This window comes from Amycolatopsis ruanii (assembly GCF_003385175.1).
Classification (GTDB): Bacteria; Actinomycetota; Actinomycetes; order Mycobacteriales; family Pseudonocardiaceae; genus Amycolatopsis_E; species Amycolatopsis_E thermalba.
Genome location: NZ_PQHY01000022.1, coordinates 22,904 through 38,901, shown reverse-complemented (window position 1 = coordinate 38,901; position 15,998 = coordinate 22,904). Strand labels below are relative to the sequence as shown.

General features: G+C 73.2%; 16 protein-coding genes. 6 read left to right on the top strand and 10 right to left on the bottom strand.

Going from position 1 to position 15,998, the window contains the following annotated elements; translation table 11 throughout:
- Window positions 1-48 precede the first annotated feature (48 nt).
- Window positions 49-789: an SDR family oxidoreductase gene (locus tag D0D28_RS14670; RefSeq protein ID WP_116110940.1), complete on the top strand. Its 741-nt coding sequence runs from the start codon at window positions 49-51 to the stop codon at window positions 787-789.
- A 116-nt stretch (window positions 790-905) separates the two neighbouring features.
- Here the strand turns inward: D0D28_RS14670 and D0D28_RS14665 are convergent, their stop codons facing one another.
- The 3 genes from D0D28_RS14665 to D0D28_RS14655 are packed head-to-tail and all read right to left on the bottom strand — an operon-like array spanning window position 906 to window position 5,430.
- On the bottom strand, window positions 906-1,991 hold the full coding sequence (locus tag D0D28_RS14665; protein WP_116110967.1) for a glycosyltransferase family 4 protein: 1,086 nt from the start codon (window positions 1,989-1,991) through the stop codon (window positions 906-908).
- Complete coding sequence (locus D0D28_RS14660; protein ID WP_116110939.1) at window positions 1,984-4,488, bottom strand: glycosyltransferase; 2,505 nt, start codon at window positions 4,486-4,488, stop codon at window positions 1,984-1,986. Before D0D28_RS14660 ends, D0D28_RS14665 begins: the two co-directional genes overlap by 8 nt.
- Before the next feature lie 36 nt (window positions 4,489-4,524).
- On the bottom strand, window positions 4,525-5,430 hold the full coding sequence (locus tag D0D28_RS14655; protein WP_094006904.1) for a glycosyltransferase family 2 protein: 906 nt from the start codon (window positions 5,428-5,430) through the stop codon (window positions 4,525-4,527).
- An 18-nt stretch (window positions 5,431-5,448) separates the two neighbouring features.
- Between D0D28_RS14655 and D0D28_RS14650 the strand changes: the two genes are divergently transcribed.
- Window positions 5,449-6,498, top strand: a complete 1,050-nt coding sequence (locus D0D28_RS14650) for a glycosyltransferase family 4 protein (RefSeq protein ID WP_094006903.1) — start codon at window positions 5,449-5,451, stop codon at window positions 6,496-6,498.
- Window positions 6,499-6,540: 42 nt separating this feature from the next.
- On the top strand, window positions 6,541-7,689 hold the full coding sequence (locus tag D0D28_RS14645; protein ID WP_116110938.1) for a glycosyltransferase family 4 protein: 1,149 nt from the start codon (window positions 6,541-6,543) through the stop codon (window positions 7,687-7,689).
- 113 nt (window positions 7,690-7,802) lie between these two features.
- Here the strand turns inward: D0D28_RS14645 and D0D28_RS14640 are convergent, their stop codons facing one another.
- Entirely contained in the window at window positions 7,803-8,336 is a 534-nt protein-coding gene (locus tag D0D28_RS14640; RefSeq protein ID WP_116110937.1) for a hypothetical protein, read from the bottom strand.
- Between the two features lie 107 nt (window positions 8,337-8,443).
- Here D0D28_RS14640 and D0D28_RS14635 point away from each other — a divergent pair, with 107 nt between their 5' ends.
- On the top strand, window positions 8,444-9,316 hold the full coding sequence (locus D0D28_RS14635; protein ID WP_094006900.1) for a glycosyltransferase family 2 protein: 873 nt from the start codon (window positions 8,444-8,446) through the stop codon (window positions 9,314-9,316).
- Window positions 9,317-9,323: 7 nt separating this feature from the next.
- On the opposite strand, the gene D0D28_RS14630 is transcribed toward D0D28_RS14635, so the two are convergent.
- Window positions 9,324-9,602 (bottom strand): hypothetical protein, encoded by a 279-nt coding sequence (locus D0D28_RS14630; protein ID WP_094006899.1) that lies wholly within the window; start codon window positions 9,600-9,602, stop codon window positions 9,324-9,326.
- 206 nt (window positions 9,603-9,808) lie between these two features.
- Between D0D28_RS14630 and D0D28_RS14625 the strand changes: the two genes are divergently transcribed.
- The gene (locus D0D28_RS14625; protein WP_116110936.1) at window positions 9,809-10,888 is read left to right on the top strand and encodes a sugar phosphate nucleotidyltransferase; all 1,080 of its coding nucleotides are present in this window, start codon (window positions 9,809-9,811) and stop codon (window positions 10,886-10,888) included.
- Complete coding sequence (locus tag D0D28_RS14620; RefSeq protein ID WP_116110935.1) at window positions 10,888-11,784, top strand: DNA-3-methyladenine glycosylase family protein; 897 nt, start codon at window positions 10,888-10,890, stop codon at window positions 11,782-11,784. The genes D0D28_RS14625 and D0D28_RS14620 overlap by 1 nt, the downstream gene beginning before the upstream one ends.
- Before the next feature lie 150 nt (window positions 11,785-11,934).
- Here D0D28_RS14620 and D0D28_RS14615 read toward each other — a convergent pair whose 3' ends face one another.
- Genes D0D28_RS14615 through D0D28_RS14595 form a run of 5 tightly spaced genes read right to left on the bottom strand, consistent with a single transcriptional unit; the run spans window position 11,935 to window position 15,883 of the window.
- Window positions 11,935-12,297, bottom strand: coding sequence for a GntR family transcriptional regulator (locus D0D28_RS14615; protein ID WP_094006896.1), 363 nt, complete (start codon window positions 12,295-12,297; stop codon window positions 11,935-11,937).
- Complete coding sequence (locus D0D28_RS14610) at window positions 12,294-12,824, bottom strand: NUDIX domain-containing protein (RefSeq protein ID WP_116110934.1); 531 nt, start codon at window positions 12,822-12,824, stop codon at window positions 12,294-12,296. The genes D0D28_RS14615 and D0D28_RS14610 overlap by 4 nt, the downstream gene beginning before the upstream one ends.
- Complete coding sequence (locus tag D0D28_RS14605; protein ID WP_162831070.1) at window positions 12,821-14,152, bottom strand: coenzyme F420-0:L-glutamate ligase; 1,332 nt, start codon at window positions 14,150-14,152, stop codon at window positions 12,821-12,823. Before D0D28_RS14605 ends, D0D28_RS14610 begins: the two co-directional genes overlap by 4 nt.
- Complete coding sequence (cofD, locus tag D0D28_RS14600; protein ID WP_094006939.1) at window positions 14,145-15,140, bottom strand: 2-phospho-L-lactate transferase; 996 nt, start codon at window positions 15,138-15,140, stop codon at window positions 14,145-14,147. Before cofD ends, D0D28_RS14605 begins: the two co-directional genes overlap by 8 nt.
- Window positions 15,137-15,883, bottom strand: coding sequence for a GNAT family N-acetyltransferase (locus tag D0D28_RS14595; protein ID WP_116110932.1), 747 nt, complete (start codon window positions 15,881-15,883; stop codon window positions 15,137-15,139). Before D0D28_RS14595 ends, cofD begins: the two co-directional genes overlap by 4 nt.
- Window positions 15,884-15,998: the final 115 nt, after the last annotated feature.

Sequence of the window (15,998 nt, the reverse complement as noted above, 5' to 3'; positions counted from 1 at the left end):
GTCCGGTACAGTAAACGGACAGTTGTCAGCTTAGGGGGAGGGTCCGTCGTGAGCGGAGTGGACGGCAAGGTCGTCGCCATCACCGGAGCCAGCAGCGGCATCGGTGAGGCAACGGCACTGGAGCTGGCGGGTCGGGGCGCGGCGATCGTGCTGGGGGCCCGGCGAGGTGATCGGCTCGACGCGCTGGTGGCGCGCATCCGGGGCGAGGGTGGCCGGGCGGAGATGCTGGCGGTCGATGTCACCGAGCGGGCGGGTGTGGCGGAGCTGGTGGCCTTGGCGGTGGACCGGTTCGGGCGGCTCGACGTGCTGGTGAGCAATGCCGGCGTCGCCCGTCTCGCGCCGGTGGCCGATCTGGACGTGGACGACTGGGACGCGATGATCGACGTCAACCTGCGGGGTGTCCTGTACGGGATCGCCGCCGCGATGCCGGTTTTCCGCCGTCAGGGGCGGGGGCATTTCGTCACCACGGTGTCGACGTCGGGGTTGAAGATCGTGCCGACCCAGGCTGTGTACGCGGGGACCAAGAACGCGGTGCGTACCGTGCTGGAGGCACTGCGGCAGGAGTCGACCGACGGGGTGGTGCGGACGACCGCTGTTTCGCCGGGCTACGTGCGGACCGAGCTGGTCGATCACGTCGAGGATCCGGCGCGGCGGGAGGCGGCCCAGCGGGCGATGGCGGACCTCGGCATCAGCCCGGAGGCGGTGGCACGCGCCATCGCGTTCGCGATCGAGCAGCCGGACGACGTGGAGATCGGGGAGCTGGTGATCCGGCCCGCCCGGCAGGGATGACGCGCGGTCGGGAAAAGATCAAAAGATGTCCTCGCCGGACAGGCAGGCTCCGGGATGACCAAGGGCACGCCCGTCGCCTTGGGTGGGTGGTCGCTGGGTTGTGTTCGGGGCTCGCGCTAGCGCTGCGTGGCTTGCCGGTAGGCCGCCAGCGTCGTCTCCGCTGTCCGGCGCCACGTGAAGCTCGCCGCGTGGGCGCGTCGCTCGATGGACCTCGATGCCAGCGGGGGTTCCGCGACCGCCTCGCGCAGGGCGGCGATCAGGGCGTCCACCTCGCCGTAGGGCGCCAGGTGCGCGAAGCCGCCCGAAATCTCGCGCAGCGCGGGGATGTCGGAGCACACCACGGGCACGTCCGAGGCCAGCGCCTCCAGCACGGGCAGGCCGAACCCCTCGTCCCGGGACGGGAGCACCAGCGCGGCCGCCCCCGCCATCACGTTGTGCAGGTCCCGCTCGGACAGGTACCCCAGCCGCCGGCTCCGCGGGCTCCCCGGCGCGGGCCCCGGACCGGAGAACACCAGGGGCGGCAGGTCCTCCGCCGCGGCGTGGGCCTTCAGCAACCAGTCCAGGCCCTTGCGCGGACCCGCCGCGCCCACGAACAGCAGGTACCGCTCGGGCAACCCCAGGCGCTCGCGCATCGGCTCGTCCGGTGGGCGTCCGGTGAACCACGCCGCGTCCACGCCCAGCGGCGTCACCACGACCTTCGCCCGGTCCACGTCCAGCCGCGTCGCCACCGCGTCCGCCACCGCCGCCGTCGGGGTGCAGATCACGTCCGCGCGGGCGGCGCCGCGGCGGACCAGCTCCGGCAGCTCCCGGTCACTCGGCGGCAGCTCGCCCGGCGCGTCCAGGAACGCCAGGTCGTGGATCGTCAGCACACCCGCGGCCCGCACCGCGCCAGGCAGCACGAAGTTGGTCCCGTGCACCACATCCGCCCGGCCGGCGAACAGCTCGATCGGCGGGAACGCCGACCGCAGCCACGCCTTGCGCAGCATCCGCGCGGCGACCGGCATGCCGCGAGCCCGCGCGCCGTGCGGCAGCACGTACCGCAACCGGCGCCAGCCACGCAACGTGAACGCCACCGCACGCATGTCCACATCGGACATCGAGGCGAGCTCTTCGGCCAGGGACGCCGTGTAGCGCCCGATGCCGGTCCGGTCACCCAGCAGCGGCGTGCCGTCCAGCAGGACCCGAAGCGCTCGCTCAGCCACGACGGCGGGCAACCTTCCGCACCCGGCCCGCGACCCGCCGCGCCAGCTCCTTCGGGCCGCCGTCGGCGAGGTACTCCTTGACCAGGGCCAGATCCCGCCGCACCGCCTCCGCGCCACGCACCGGCTCCTCCGCGGTCAGCGGGGCCGCGCCGATCAGCCGGTCGGCCGCCGGGCGCGGGTTGCGGCAGAACTCCACCAGCGGCGCCAGCGCGGTCGGCCACGCGAACCGCTGCGCGACGACCTCGATCCGCGCGCGGCACCCGGCGGCGAAGTCCTCGTCGTACAGCACCCGCTCCAGCGCGTCGGCCAGTGCGTCCACGTCCTCGGCCGGCACCACGACACCCAGCTTCTCGTCGCGCACCAGGTCGGCGAACGCGTCACCGTCCGTGGTCACGATCGGCAGGCCGGCCCACAGGTAGTCCAGCACCCGCGTGCGGAACGCGAACGTGGTCTCGACGTGCTCGTAGTGCGTCGTCACCCCGCAGTTCGCGTCGAGCAGCCAGTTCTGTCGCTCGCCGAAGGGCACCCACTGCTCGTTGAAGTACACGTGCTTGTCGGTCAGCCCGAGCCGGTCGGCCAGGTGGATCGTGCGCGCGCCGATGTCCATCTCGGCGACCTCGGGGTTCGGATGCTTCATCCCGAGGAACACCAGCTTCACGTCAGGCCGTCGCTGCCGCAGCCGGTCGATCGCGTGCACCAGCGTCAGCGGGTCGAACCAGCTGTAGACCCCACCCGCCCACAGCACGACCCGGTCGCTGCCGTCGATGCCCAGCGTCGACCGCAGGCCCGGGCCGGTCCGCACCGGCGGCTCCGGCGACAGGCCGAACGGGACGACCGACAGCAGCGACTGCGTGGTCGGGTCGGCGTCGTACAGCCGCGGCGACAGGCGCCCCAGCGCGGCCAGGTGGCCCAGCCAGAACAACCGCTGCCGCTCCGACGCGCACAGGAAGAAGTCACCGCGCAGCAGCTGCGCGTCCAGCACCCGCGTCACCCCGGCCAGATCGGCGGCGCGGCGGTCGTCCGGCGCGCTCTTGCCCTGTTCCAGCAGCTCCAGGTGCATCGGGTCGTACAGGTCGCAGACCACGATCTTGTTCGAGTCCTGGGCCTTCAGCGCGGGCGCCATCTCCAGCACGTGACCCTGCAGGATCACGATGTCCGCCCACGCGACCGGCTCGGTCAGGTCCCGCTTCTTCGCCGCGCTGACGGGGAACGGCGCGGGCGGCGGCGCGGCCAGCGGGTTGACCGTGACCAGGCGCACGTCGTGCTCGGCGGACAGGACCGTGGCGATGTTCCAGGCGCGGATCGCCGGGCCCGCCATGCGGTCGGTGATCGCGTCGCCGGTGATCACCAGGACCTTGCGGCGCTGCCCGAACACGGCCTCGATGCCGAAGACCTCGGCGAGCACGTCGTGCGCGGCGAGGTAGCGCGGCAGGGGATAGGCCGGCTCCAGGGCCTTGCGCATGAGCGGGATCAGGTCGGCGTCGGTGCGCACGCGCGTGGCCTGCTCGGCGGCGCGCGACTCGGCCAGCGACGGCAGCAGTTCGACGAACTGGTCGATGGCCAGCACCCCGGCCAGCGTGGTGCGCGGGATCGGCACCGGCGCGGTCTCGACCGGACCGGCCTTGGCGAGGTCCAGCTGCGTCGGGTCCAGCTCGCCGCGGGCGGTGGCGCGGCGCACGGCCAGCGCCAGCGCGGCGGGCAGCACCTTCGCCAGCGTCTCGTCGGAGAGGTTCTTGTAGAGGGCGGCCAGAGCGTTGCGCTCCAACAGGAAGGTCTCGCGGCCGGTGTCCGGGGCGTCCACTTCGGACATCGTGCCGTGGTGGCGGTGGTAGGCGATCGACTCCGGCACGTACCGCACGCGCCAGCCCCGCAGGTTGAGCCGCCAGCCCAGGTCGACGTCCTCGTAGAACATGAAGAAGCGCTCGTCGAACCCGCCGAGCGCGCGGAACACGTCGGCCCGCACGAACATCGCCGAACCGGTGGCGAACAGCACGTCCTTGGCGACGTCGTGCTCGCCGGGCGCGACGTCGGCCAGCGGTCCGCCCGCGTGCCGCTTGTAGCCCATGCCGAACCAGGTCAGGCCCGCGTCCACGAAGTCCACGCCGGTGCCGTCCCAGTCCAGGACCTTGCTGGCCACGGCGGCGACGGTCGGTTCGGCGCGCAGCACCTCGACCGCCGCCTTCGCCCACGCCGCGTCCGGGCGGGCGTCGTTGTTGAGGAACGCGAGCACGCTGCCCTGGGCGTGCCGGGCGCCGAGGTTGCACCCGCCCGCGAAGCCGGTGTTGGTGTCCGACTCGATCACCCGCGCGTCGCCCGCCGCGGCCTTGATGCGCGCGACGTCGTCACCGCCCGAGGCGTTGTCGACGACCAGCACCTCGAGGTTCGGGTAGTCGAGGTCCTCGCGCAGGGCGCGCAGGCAGGCGATCGTGTGCGCCGCACCCCGGTAGTTCACCAAGATCACCGAGACCAGCGGCAGTGGTGTGTCCCCCTGGACCAACGCCCGACCTCCGTACTCGCGTGTGTCCGGCAGAGACTATCGGGAGGTCCAGGCCGCCCAGACCGCGCCTCGGCGGACCGTCGAGCGGCGCGTGATCGACTTCCGCGCGGCCAGCGCGCCGGGCAGCCGGAGGATCACTTCGCCCAGGACGCGGCACCGCAGGCCGAGGCGGAAATTGGGCGCCTCCGGCACGTTCCGCTTCAGCGGCAGCAGGGCGGTGATCGCGGCGAACCGGGCCAGCTCGCGAGCGGCGATCGTGGCCGGGGCGCAGCGCAGGAGAGTGAGCAGCCGGTTGCGTTCGTTCCACCGGTGGAACCTCGCGGATCCCGGGTGCGTGCTGGCGCCGTGGCGGTGCGTGACACGTGCCGTGGGGACCGTCACGATGTCGTGGCCGGCGAGCCGCAGGCGCCACGCGGTGTCGGTGTCCTCGTAGTAGCAGAAGAAGCTCGACGGCACCCCGCCCACGTCACGGAGCGTGCGGGTGCGGATCAGCGCGGCGCCGCCGCAGAAGGCGAACGCCGGGGTCTCCGTGGTGTCGTAGCCGTGGCCGTCCGGGGTGAGGTTCACGCCGAGGGACTGGACCCGGCCGTCGGCGTGTTCGAGGCGGGACGCGGCGGCCGCGGCGTCGCCGACGTGGTCCTCCAGTTCGGCGAGCCAGTCCGGGGCGGGGGCCGCGTCGTCGTTGAGCCACACCGTGAACTCGGTGTCCACTTCGGACATCGCGTGGGCGGTGGCGCCGGCGTACCCGGCGTTGCGGGGCAGCCGGCGGACCTCCGGCGCGGACGGGTGCGTGGCCAGCAGGCGGGCGGTGCCGTCGTCGGAGGCGTTGTCGATCACGAGCAGCCGGTGGGGGCGCGTCTGGGCGGCGAGGGCGTCCAGGCAGGCGGTGATGTGCGCGGCACCGCGCCAGGTGACCACCACGACGGTGCTGCGGATCGGCACACCGGAAGAATACGGGCCGTGCCGGAACTCGTGGTCATCGCCGAGCAGCTGCTCGCGCCCGTGCCCGGCGGGACGGGCCGCTACACCGCCGAGCTGCTGCGCGCGCTGGCCGAGACCGCGCCGCCGGGGTGGACGGTGTCGAGCGTCACCGCGCGGCACGCCGAGAGGCTGCCCGGTGCGCGGATGCTGCCGTTGCCGCCGCGGGCGCTCGTCGCGGCGTGGCAGGCCGGGCTGCCGTACTGGCCGGGCGGGGACGCGGTGCACGCGCCGACCCCGCTGGCCCCGGCGCGGGTGCCGCGCGGGCGGACGTTGTCGGTCACCGTGCACGACACCGTGCCGTGGACCCATCCGGAAACGCTGACGCCACGGGGGGTGCGCTGGCACCGGGCGATGATCGCGCGGGCGGCCCGGCGTGCTTCGGGACTCGTCGTGCCGACGCGGGCGGTGGCCGACGACCTCCGCACGCGGGTGCCCGTGGCGGTGCCGGTGACCGTGGCCGGGCACGGGGTGGCGGAGGTGTTCACCCGCGACGACCTGCCCGAGGTGGACGTGCCGGACCGCTATGTGCTGGCGGTCGGGACCATCGAGCCGCGCAAGGGGATCGACGTCCTGGTGCGGGCGATGGAGCGGGTCGGGGTGCCGCTGGTGCTCGCCGGTCAGCCGGGCTGGGGTGGTCTGGACCCCGTCGCGATGGCCGGAAACCGGGCCGACGTGCGGGTTCTGGGCCGGTTGACCGACGTGGCGCTGGCGGCGGTGCTGCGGCGGGCGTCCGTGCTGGCCGCGCCGAGCGTCGCGGAGGGCTTCGGATTGCCGGTGCTGGAGGCGATGGCGGCCGGGGTGCCGGTGGTGCACTCGGACGCTCCAGCGCTGGTCGAGGTCGCCGGGGGAGCGGGCGTGGCGTTCCCGCGCGGGGACGCGGCGGCGCTGGCGGCGGCGTTGACCGACGTGCTGACCAGCCCGGAACGCGCGGCTGACCTGGCACGTCGTGGACGGGCGCGGGCCGCGGCGTTCTCCTGGGCGGGTGCGGCGCGGGCCGTCTGGGTCGTGCACGACCGCACCACTTCGTGAGTTCCCGACCACGGCGATCCTCATCAGCCGTACCCTGCACGAGTGGGAAGAGGCGAACCCAGCGTCCTGATCGATGCCACGGCCGTGCCTGCGGACCGGGGCGGGGTCGGTCGCTACGTGGACTCGCTGGTGGCGGCCCTGGACGACGACGGCGCGCGCATCACCGTGGTCTGCCAGCCGCGGGACTTCCGGCTCTTCGACCGGCTCGCGCCGCACTCGCGGGTCGTCCCGGCGGTCCAGTCCACCGCGACGCGCACCGCGCGGCTGATCTGGGAGCAGACGACGCTGCCGTCGCTGGCGCGGCGGCTGGGTGTGGACGTGGTGCACTCGCCGCACTACACGATGCCGCTGGCGGGGCCGTCGGCGTCGGTGGTGACGTTGCACGACGCGACGTTCTTCACCGACGCGGTGCTGCACTCGTCGGTGAAGGCGCGGTTCTTCCGCGGCTGGACGCGGACGGCGCTGCAGCGGGCGACGTTGTGCGTGGTGCCGTCGAAGGCGACGGCGTCGGAGCTGGCGCGGGTGGCGCGGGTGCGGCGGCAGCCGGCGATCATCGAGCACGGGGTGGACGTCGAGCGGTTCCACCCGCCGACGCCGAACGCGGTGCGGGCCGCGCGGGCGGCGATCGGGCTGGAGCGGATGCCGTACGTGGCGTTCCTGGGGGCGCTGGAGCCGAGGAAGAACGTGCCGGCGCTGATCCGGGGTTTCGTGAAGGCGGTGGAGCACCGGCCCGACCCGCCGGCGCTGGTGCTGGCCGGGCAGCCGGGCTGGGACACGCAGGTGGAGAAGGCGCTGGCGGCGGCGCCGTTGCGGTTGCGGGTGATCCGGGCCGGGTACCTGCCGTTCGGTTCGCTGGCGGGGTTCCTGGGCGGGGCGGAGCTGGTGGCCTACCCGAGCCTCGGGGAGGGCTTCGGGCTGCCGGTCCTGGAGGCGATGGCCTGCGGGGCGTGCGTGCTGACCACGCGGCGCCTGTCGCTACCGGAGGTGGGCGGCGACGCGGTCGCGTACTGCGGCGTCGGCCCGGGCGACGTGGCCGTCGCGCTGGGCGAGCTACTGGACGACCCCGCACGGCGCGCGTTCCTCGCCTCGGCCGCCCAGAGGCGCGCGAAGGAGTTCTCGTGGGCCACGAGCGCGGAGAAACACCGCGAGGCGTACGCCAAGGCGTGGCACCTGCACAAGCGGGAGCAATAGCCGTTGGACGGTGTTCGGCCGGATGGGGTATAGTCGTTGATGCGAGGCCCCGGTGGGGCCGAGAAGTGAGCCCGCGACGCGTCCGGACGGTCGTCTCGCGGGCTTTGCGCTGTTCAGAGCTCGATCACATCCTGCAGGACCGGGATCGTCCGGCGCCGCCAGTCCCCGCCGGCGCCGTAGCACCAGCCAACGGCGTCCGAGATCCACAACAGGGGCTCGACGGCGGAGTCGAGGTGCTCGTAGGTCAGCTCCGTCTTCGACGGATGCGAACCCAGCGAGCGCTGCAGCGTTGAACGGTCATGCACATCCCGCGAGTCGCGGCTGTCCAGCACCACTCGATGCGCTCGTAGCTCCAGCAGGTCGTTCACAATCTGCTTCAGGCATTGCTGCCGCGTGCGTTCTTCTTCCTTGCGATCGCATCTGCCGAAGTAGACGCGAGACGAGACGGGCAGGGCTGCGATCCGGTCCGCCAGCTGTCTCCGGCGCGGAGGCTTCTCCTTGCAGAAGTGCAGCTCGCGGGCGCCAGGCAGCAGAAGCCTCGCCAACGCCCGGCGCGTAGTCGCGAGGTGGGCAGGCTCGACGAGCGTGACGCACAGCAGATAGGTGCCCGCACGGGCGGACTCGTCGATGAAGGCGTGGACCGACATTCCCGCAATTCTGCCGGGGTGTAGTCGTGTCACTCCGTGCGGTAGCGGACCGCCGCGGTTCGTGATCGTGGGGTGCCTGCCTTGTTGCGTTGCGTAGTGGGGGCACAATGGCCCGCGTGACCGAGCCGAGCCGTTACGGCGACGGGGTCGCCGTGGTTGTCGTGACGTACTTCCCCGGTGAGGACCTCGACCGCTTCCTCGACAGCCTCGAAAAGGCGACCACCCGCGACGTCCACGTGGTCGTCGCCGACAACGACTCGACCGACGACGCCCTCGACCGGGCCGAGCAGCGCACGAACACGCACGTCCTGCGCATCGGCGAGAACCTCGGCTACGGCGGCGGCGCCAACCGCGGCGTGGCGACCCTCGACGAGCGCTACGGCTGGATCGTCATCGCCAACCCCGACCTCGAATGGGAACCCGGCTCGCTGGACACCCTCCTGGAAGCCGCCCAGCGCTGGCCCCGCGGCGGCGCCTTCGGCCCGCTCATCCGCGACCCCGACGGCACCGTCTACCCCTCCGCCCGCCTGCTGCCCTCGCTCGGCCGCGGCGTCGGCCACGCCGTCTTCGGCAAGATCTGGCCCGCCAACCCGTGGACCCGCGCCTACCGCCAGGAACACGCCGCCCCGAGCGAACGCACCTCCGGCTGGCTGTCCGGCTCGTGCCAGCTCATCCGCCGCGCGGCCTGGGACTCGGTCGGCGGCTTCGACACCCGCTACTTCATGTACTTCGAGGACGTCGATCTCGGCGACCGCATCGGCCGCGCCGGCTGGCACAACGTGTACGTGCCCTCCGCCGCGGTCACGCACATCGGTGGCAAGGCCACGTCCCGCGCGCCGAAGAAGATGCTGGCCGCCCACCACGAGAGCGCTTACCGCTACCTCGCCGACCGCCACCAGGGCCTCGCTTGGAAGCCGGTGCTGGCCGCGGTGAAGCTGGGTCTGAAGGTGCGCCTGAAGTTCGAGACGCGCGGCAGGTAACCCGGCCCTACAGGCCTTCCAGCCGCCGCGCGAAATCGGAGTTCCCGGTCTGCGTCTTGGTCGTCGGCACCAGGCCGTCGACCTCCTCCTCCGGCTGTACCGGCCGCAGGTCGACCCGCGTGTCCGGTTTCGAGTCCGGCAGGCTGCCCTGCACCGACTCGATCACCGACGCCGGCACCACGGCCGTCGTGTCCGGGTCGTCCGCGTCGATCTCGTCGACCACGTCTCGGGGGATCTGCTGCGTGGTCGAAGCGTCCATCGGCGAGGTCGCGGCGTCCGGCGTCACGACGAACGCACCCCGGGACTGTGCCCTGGCCAGCAGAGCATCCGCTCGATCGCGGGGGTCCATCCCCTAGGCCTCCCGACTCGACGTGGGCCCTCTCCGAACGGGGCCCTCCGTGTGCTGTCTAGGGTAGGCCCTCCGGGCCGTCGCCGTCATTGTTTCCCGCGGCTTGTCGCCCACCGGTGCGTGATAACGGGAAGGATTTCGAGGTGACATCGGAGCTTGATGTCGATGCCGTGGTGCTCGTGGGCGGTAAGGGAACCCGCCTGCGGCCGTTGACCCTGTCCGCCCCGAAACCGATGCTGCCCACCGCGGGCGTGCCGTTCCTGACCCACCTGCTGTCCCGCATCCGCGCCGCGGGGATCCGGCACGTGGTGCTCGGCACGTCCTACCGCGCCGAGGTGTTCGAGGAGCACTTCGGCGACGGCGCGTCGCTGGGGCTGGAAGTCGAGTACGTCGTCGAGGACGAGCCGCTGGACACCGGCGGCGCCATCCGCAACGTGGCCGGCCACCTGCGCGCCGACCACGCGGTCATCTTCAACGGGGACATCCTCTCCGGCGCAGACCTGCGGGCACTGGTCCAGACCCATCTCGACACGAGCGCGGACGTCACCCTCCACCTGCAGCGCGTCGAGGACCCGAGCCGCTTCGGCTCGGTGCCCACCGACGCCGACGGGCGGGTCACCGCGTTCCTGGAGAAGACCCCGAACCCGCCGACCGACCAGATCAACGCCGGCTGCTACGTGTTCCGCCGCCCGGTGCTGGAGTCGATCCCGGCCGGCCGCCGCGTGTCGGTCGAGCGCGAGACGTTCCCCGGCCTGCTGGCGGGCGGCGCGCACCTGCACGGGTTCGTCGACGCCTCCTACTGGCTCGACGTCGGCACCCCGGAGGCGTTCGTGCGCGGCAGCGCGGACCTGGTGCGCGGCCTGGCCCCCACCTCGGCGCTGCCCGGCCCGGCCGGCGAGGCCCTGGTCCTGGAGGGCGCGGACGTCGCCGCGGACGCGACCGTCACCGGCGGCTCGACCATCGGCGCCGGGGCGCACGTCGCGTCCGGGGCGCGGATCGGCGGGTCGGTGCTGTTCGACCGGGTGTCCGTGGCGGAGAATGCCGTTGTGGAGAACTCCGTGCTGGGCGTGGGCGCGCGCGTCGGCAAGGGGGCGGTGCTCAAGGGCGTCGTCCTCGGCGACGGCGCGGTCGTCGGCGCCGGGTGCGAGCTGCTCGACGGCGCCCGGGTGTGGCCGGACGTGACCCTGCCCGACGGTTCGATCCGGTTCTCCAGCGACGCCTGATGCGGTACCGCCCGCCGTTCACCCTCGACCTCGACGCGGTCCTCCGGCCGCTGCGCCGGGGCAAGGGCGATCCGTGCCTGCGGGCGGACGAGCACGGCCGGACGTGGCTCACCGGCAACACCGCCGACGGGCCGGGAACGCTGGTGCTGCGCCGGTTCGCCGACGGCGAGATCGAGGCCGCGGCGTGGGGCCCGGGGGCGGACCGGCTGCTCGACGGCGTGCCCGCGCTGGTCGGCGCCGAGGACGACGACAGCGAGTTCGTCTCGCACCACGACCGGATCGCCGAGGTGCGGCGCCGCATGCCGGGGCTGCGCCTCGGCGCGACCGGGCGGGTGTGGGACGTGCTGGTCCCGGCGGTGCTGGAGCAGAAGGTCACCGGTTACGAGGCGCGCCGGTCGTGGCGGGAGCTGTGCCGGTGGTTCGGCGAGCCGGCTCCGGGCCCGGCCCCGGCGGGGATGCGGGTGACGCCGACGCCGGAGGCGATCATGTCCATTCCGGACTGGACCTGGCACCGCGCGGGCGTGGACCACAGCAGGCGGAAGGCGTTGATCTTCGCGGCGCAGGTCGCGCATCGGCTGGAGAAGGCGGTGGAGCTGCGCGGTGCGGAGGGGCGCGCGTGGCTGCGCAAGGTGCCGGGCATCGGGGTGTGGACCGCGTCGGAGGTCGCGCAGCGCGCCTGGGGCGATCCGGACGCAGTCAGCTTCGGCGACTTCCACATCCCGGCGGTGGTCGGGTACGCCCTGCTCGGCGAGCCCCTGGACGACGAGGGCCTGGCGGAGGTGCTGGCGCCCTACGCGCCACACCGGCAGCGCGCGGTGCGGTACCTGGAGGCGGCCGGGTTCTCGCGCCCACGCTTCGGCCCCAGGTTCTCGCCACGCGACTACCGCGCGATGTGACACACGCCCCCGAGCGTGGGACTCGCGCGCTCGAACGCAGAACTCGCGCCCCCGAGCGTGGGACTCGCGTGCGTGAGCGTGGGACTCGCGCGTGGTGCGAGTCCCACGTTCCTGCTTGCGAGTTCTGCGTTCCGGGGCGTGAGTTCTGCGTTACCGCGTGATGTGCAGCGCGGCGCGGGCGATCTTCAGCGCCTCCTCGCCGGACAAGCCCAAAGCTCGCGTCACCGCGGCGTACGTCTCGGCCGCCTCGCGCGCCCGCGCCAGCGACTCGTCCCCCGCGGCGGCCACGAACGAACCCGCCCGGCCGCGCGTTTCGATGAGTCCCGCCTCCTCCAGCTCCCGGTAGGCGCGGGCGATCGTGTTCGGCGCGATGCCCAGCTCCTCCGCCAGCCCGCGCACCGTCGGCAGCTTCGTGCCCACGGCGAGCGCGCCGGAGTTGATCTGCCGCGCCAGCCCGGACCGCACCTGCTCGTACGGCGGCACCGCCGAGGACGGGTCGACCGACACGATCATTCGCACGCCGCCGCGATCAGCTCGGTCAGGTCCTCCGAACCGGGCGGCAGCGCGGTCAGCGGCCACCACCGCAGGTCGTCCGACTCGTCGCTGCGCACCGGCTCCGAACCGGCCGGCGCGGTCACCACGAACCGCACGTCGAAGTGCCGCGTCGGCACCCCCAGCGAACACGTGATCGGGTGCACGTCCAGGTGCACCGGCTCCGCCGAGATCGTCAGCCCGCTCATCCCGGACTCCTCCGACGCCTCCCGCAACGCGGCGGCCGCCAGCGACGCGTCCGAATCCTCGCAGTGCCCGCCCAGCTGCAACCACCGCCCGACGCGCGGGTGCAGCGTCAGCAGCACGTGCGACCGCGAGGCGTCCAGCACCACGGCCGACGCGGTGATGTGCCCGGCCGCGCACGACCGGCGGCACGCGTCCTCCCGCGCGGCGAGGAACCCCAGGAACGCGTGCTGCAGCGCCTCCTGCCCGGCCGTGCCCGGCTGCCACTTCTCCAGCGTCTCCACCACGTCGGTGTGCAGGCTCACAGCTCGACCAGCCCGTCGGTCACCGGCTCGCGCGGCTGGGCAGCCGTGGCCGGGTGCCCGATCGCCACCGCGCCCAGCGGCTGCCACGACGGCTCCAGCCCCAGCACCTCACGCACCACGTCGGCGGCGAAGATCGTCGACCCGATCCAGCACGATCCGAGGTCCTCCGCCGCCAGCGCCACCAGCAGCCCCTGCACGGCGGCGCCCCCGGCGACGGTGAACATCGTCCGTTCGCACGCGTTGCGCCGCTCGTCCGGATAGGTGTGCGCGCCGTCGGGCACCAGGAACGGGATCACCACCTCGGGCGCCTCGAACAGGATGTCCCCGCGCGCCACGCGCCGGGCGATCTGCTCCTCGGTGAACGCGTCGCCGGCCAGGTCGGCCCGCCACGCCTCGCGCATCGCCTCCAGCAGCTTCGTCCGCAGCCCGCGGTCGCGCAGCCACACGAACCGCACCGGCCGCGTGTGGTGCGGCGCGGGCGCGGTCAACCCGGCGCCGATCGCGCGGCGCAGCGCGTCCGGATCGACCGGCTCGTCGGTGAACGAGCGCACCGACCGGCGTACCAGCACCGCCTCGCGACGGCCCTGCGCGATCGCCTCGCGCGTGCCGAGGGAGAACATGTCCTCCTCCGACGGCCGCACCAGCTTCCGCGCGTCCGAGCCGTCGTCGGTGATCTCCAGCCCGCGCACCACCGCGACCGGCGTCGCGGTCAGCTTGCCCTTCACCAGGTCCGCGGCCGCCGCGATCTCGTCGGCCACCGCGATCTCGGTGACCTGCAGCTCGTTGCCCTGCGCGTCGACCTCGCCCTCGTAGGAGTGCAGCACGCGCAGCCCGCTGGCCCCGATGGCGTTGTCGGTCTGCCCGACCCGCCAGGCCCGGCCCATCGTGTCGGTGATGACCACCGCGATCTCGACGCCCAGCCGCTCGCGCAACCCGTTGCGCAGCGCCAGCGCCGAGGCGTCCGGATCGGCGGGCAGCAGCGCGATCTCGTCACCGGCCACATTGGACGCGTCCACACCGGACGCCGCCTGCACGACGCCGATCCGGTTCTGCGTGATCAGGGTCCGGTTGAAGCGGGCCAGCACCCGCACCGACTCCTGCTCGACCAGCTCGCGCCGCGCCGCGTCGCGGGCTTCCGGGTCGCTGGGCACGCGCACCAGCCGGCCCTCGATCTTCGACACGACCTTGCTGGTGACCACCAGGACGTCACCGGAGCGCAGCCAGGGCGCGGCGGTCGCGATCGCGCCGGTCAGGTCGTCGCCCGGCCGGAACTCGGGCAGGCCCTCGACCGGCAGGATGTCCAGCCGCGCGGCGGAATGGTCACTCAACTTCGGCTCCCGCGAGTTCGAGCGCGGCACGCGCCATCGCCGCGGTGGCGTCCACATCGGACATCAGCAGCGGCACCGCCCGCACCGCGACGCCCGGCACGTGCACGGTCTCGCCCTCGGCGACCAGCCAGCCGTCGAGCAGGCCGTCCTCCGAGGTCTGCCGCGACCCGTAGTGGATGCCGACGGCCTCGGCCGACGTCTCCACCCCGATCGCGCTCAGGCACGCGTCGGCCATGCCGCGCACCGGCTTGCCGCTGATGATCGGCGACACCCCGACCACCCCGGCCTCGGTCTTGCGCAGCGCCTCCGTCACGCCCGGCACGGCCAGCACGGTGCCGACCGAGACGACCGGATTGGACGGTGCCAACAGGACCGCGTCGGCCTCGGCGATGGCGTCCAGCACACCCGGCCCCGGCTTGGCCTCCTCGACCCCGACCGGCACGATCGAATGCGCCTGCGGCTCGGCGCGGTAGCGCACCCACCACTCCTGGAAGTGGATCGCCTTGCGGTTGCCCGGGTCCTCCGGGTCGTCGATGACGACGTGGGTTTCGACCCGGTCGTCGGTCATCGGCAGCAGCCGCACACCGGGTTGCCACCGGTCGCACAGCGCCTCGGTGACCGCGGACAGCGGGTAGCCCGCGCGCAGCATCCGCGTGCGGATCAGGTGGGTGGCGATGTCCTTGTCGCCGAGCCCGAACCACGTCGGCTCGGCGCCGTAGGCCGCCAGCTCCTCCTTGACCACCCAGGTCTCGCCCTGGTGCCCCCAGCCGCGCTCGGTGTCGATGCCACCGCCGAGCGTGTACATGCAGGTGTCCAGGTCCGGGCTGATCCGCAGACCGTGCATCCACACGTCGTCACCGGTGTTGACCACCGCCGTGATCTCGTGCGTCGAGTCCCCAGGGCCGATCGGGGGCAGACCCAGCGCGGCTTTCACTCCGAGCAGGAAGCGGGCGCCGCCCACCCCGCCGACAACTACGACAACCTTCACAGCGAGCGATCCTCGCACGCCCGGGGGCCCGGAACCCAGTACCGGTACCTGTGGTGCTCGGTGAACCCGAGCCGCTCGTAGAACGCGAGCGCTCCCGCGTTGTCCACGGCGACCTGGAGCACGGTCCGCGTCGCGCCGCGCTCGGCCGCCCACGGACCGCACGCGGCCATCAACGCCGAGGCCAGGCCGCGGCGACGGTAGTCCGGCCGGACCGCCAGCCGGGCGATGTGCAGGACGTCGTCGGCCACCGCCGCGCGCACCGCGCCGGCTGTGACTCCCATCACTTCGGCGACCGCGTAGCCGATCTCGCCGGTGGTGAGCACGTGCCGCTCGGCGTCGGTCGGATCGGGCCGTCCGACGGTCAGCTCCCACCAGCCGTCGGTCGGCTCGGGGAGGACGGGCACCTCTTCGGCGCCTTCGCCGAGCGGGCCGGTGAGCACGGACACCAGGTGCCCGGCGGCGTGACCGGTGTTCGGCACCCAGCCCGCGGCCTCGATCGCGCGCTCGTTCGCGCTGCCGGCGACCACGTGCACGACCGGCGGGATCGCGTGGGCGTGGGCGAAGTCACAAACAGCCGCCAGTGCGCTGCCGATCGGCATCCCCGGGTCACCGACGGCCAATGCGCTGTTGGCGCGCCCGGTGAAGCCGCCGGCGGCGCGAAGCCGCCAGTCACCGATCTTGTCCACGGTTACCGCCGGCCACGCGTCGGCGCAGCGCAGTTCGAGCGTCTCGGAGGAGTCCACGCCCCCATTGTGCTCGCCGATCGGCGGATTAAGGGTGGCCTTACTTTGGAAGGTCCGCGCATCGGCGCGTAATGTCCAGGATTGGTAGTGGATCCTTGGACCTAGCTGGAGATCG

Excerpts from the sequence above, each read along its gene's own strand:
- D0D28_RS14615 (WP_094006896.1), bottom strand. The coding sequence starts at position 12,297 with ATGATCGTGTCGGTCGACCCGTCCTCGGCGGTGCCGCCGTACGAGCAG.
- D0D28_RS14640 (WP_116110937.1), bottom strand. The coding sequence starts at position 8,336 with ATGTCGGTCCACGCCTTCATCGACGAGTCCGCCCGTGCGGGCACCTAT.
- D0D28_RS14635 (WP_094006900.1), top strand. The coding sequence starts at position 8,444 with ATGGCCCGCGTGACCGAGCCGAGCCGTTACGGCGACGGGGTCGCCGTG.
- D0D28_RS14620 (WP_116110935.1), top strand. The coding sequence starts at position 10,888 with ATGCGGTACCGCCCGCCGTTCACCCTCGACCTCGACGCGGTCCTCCGG.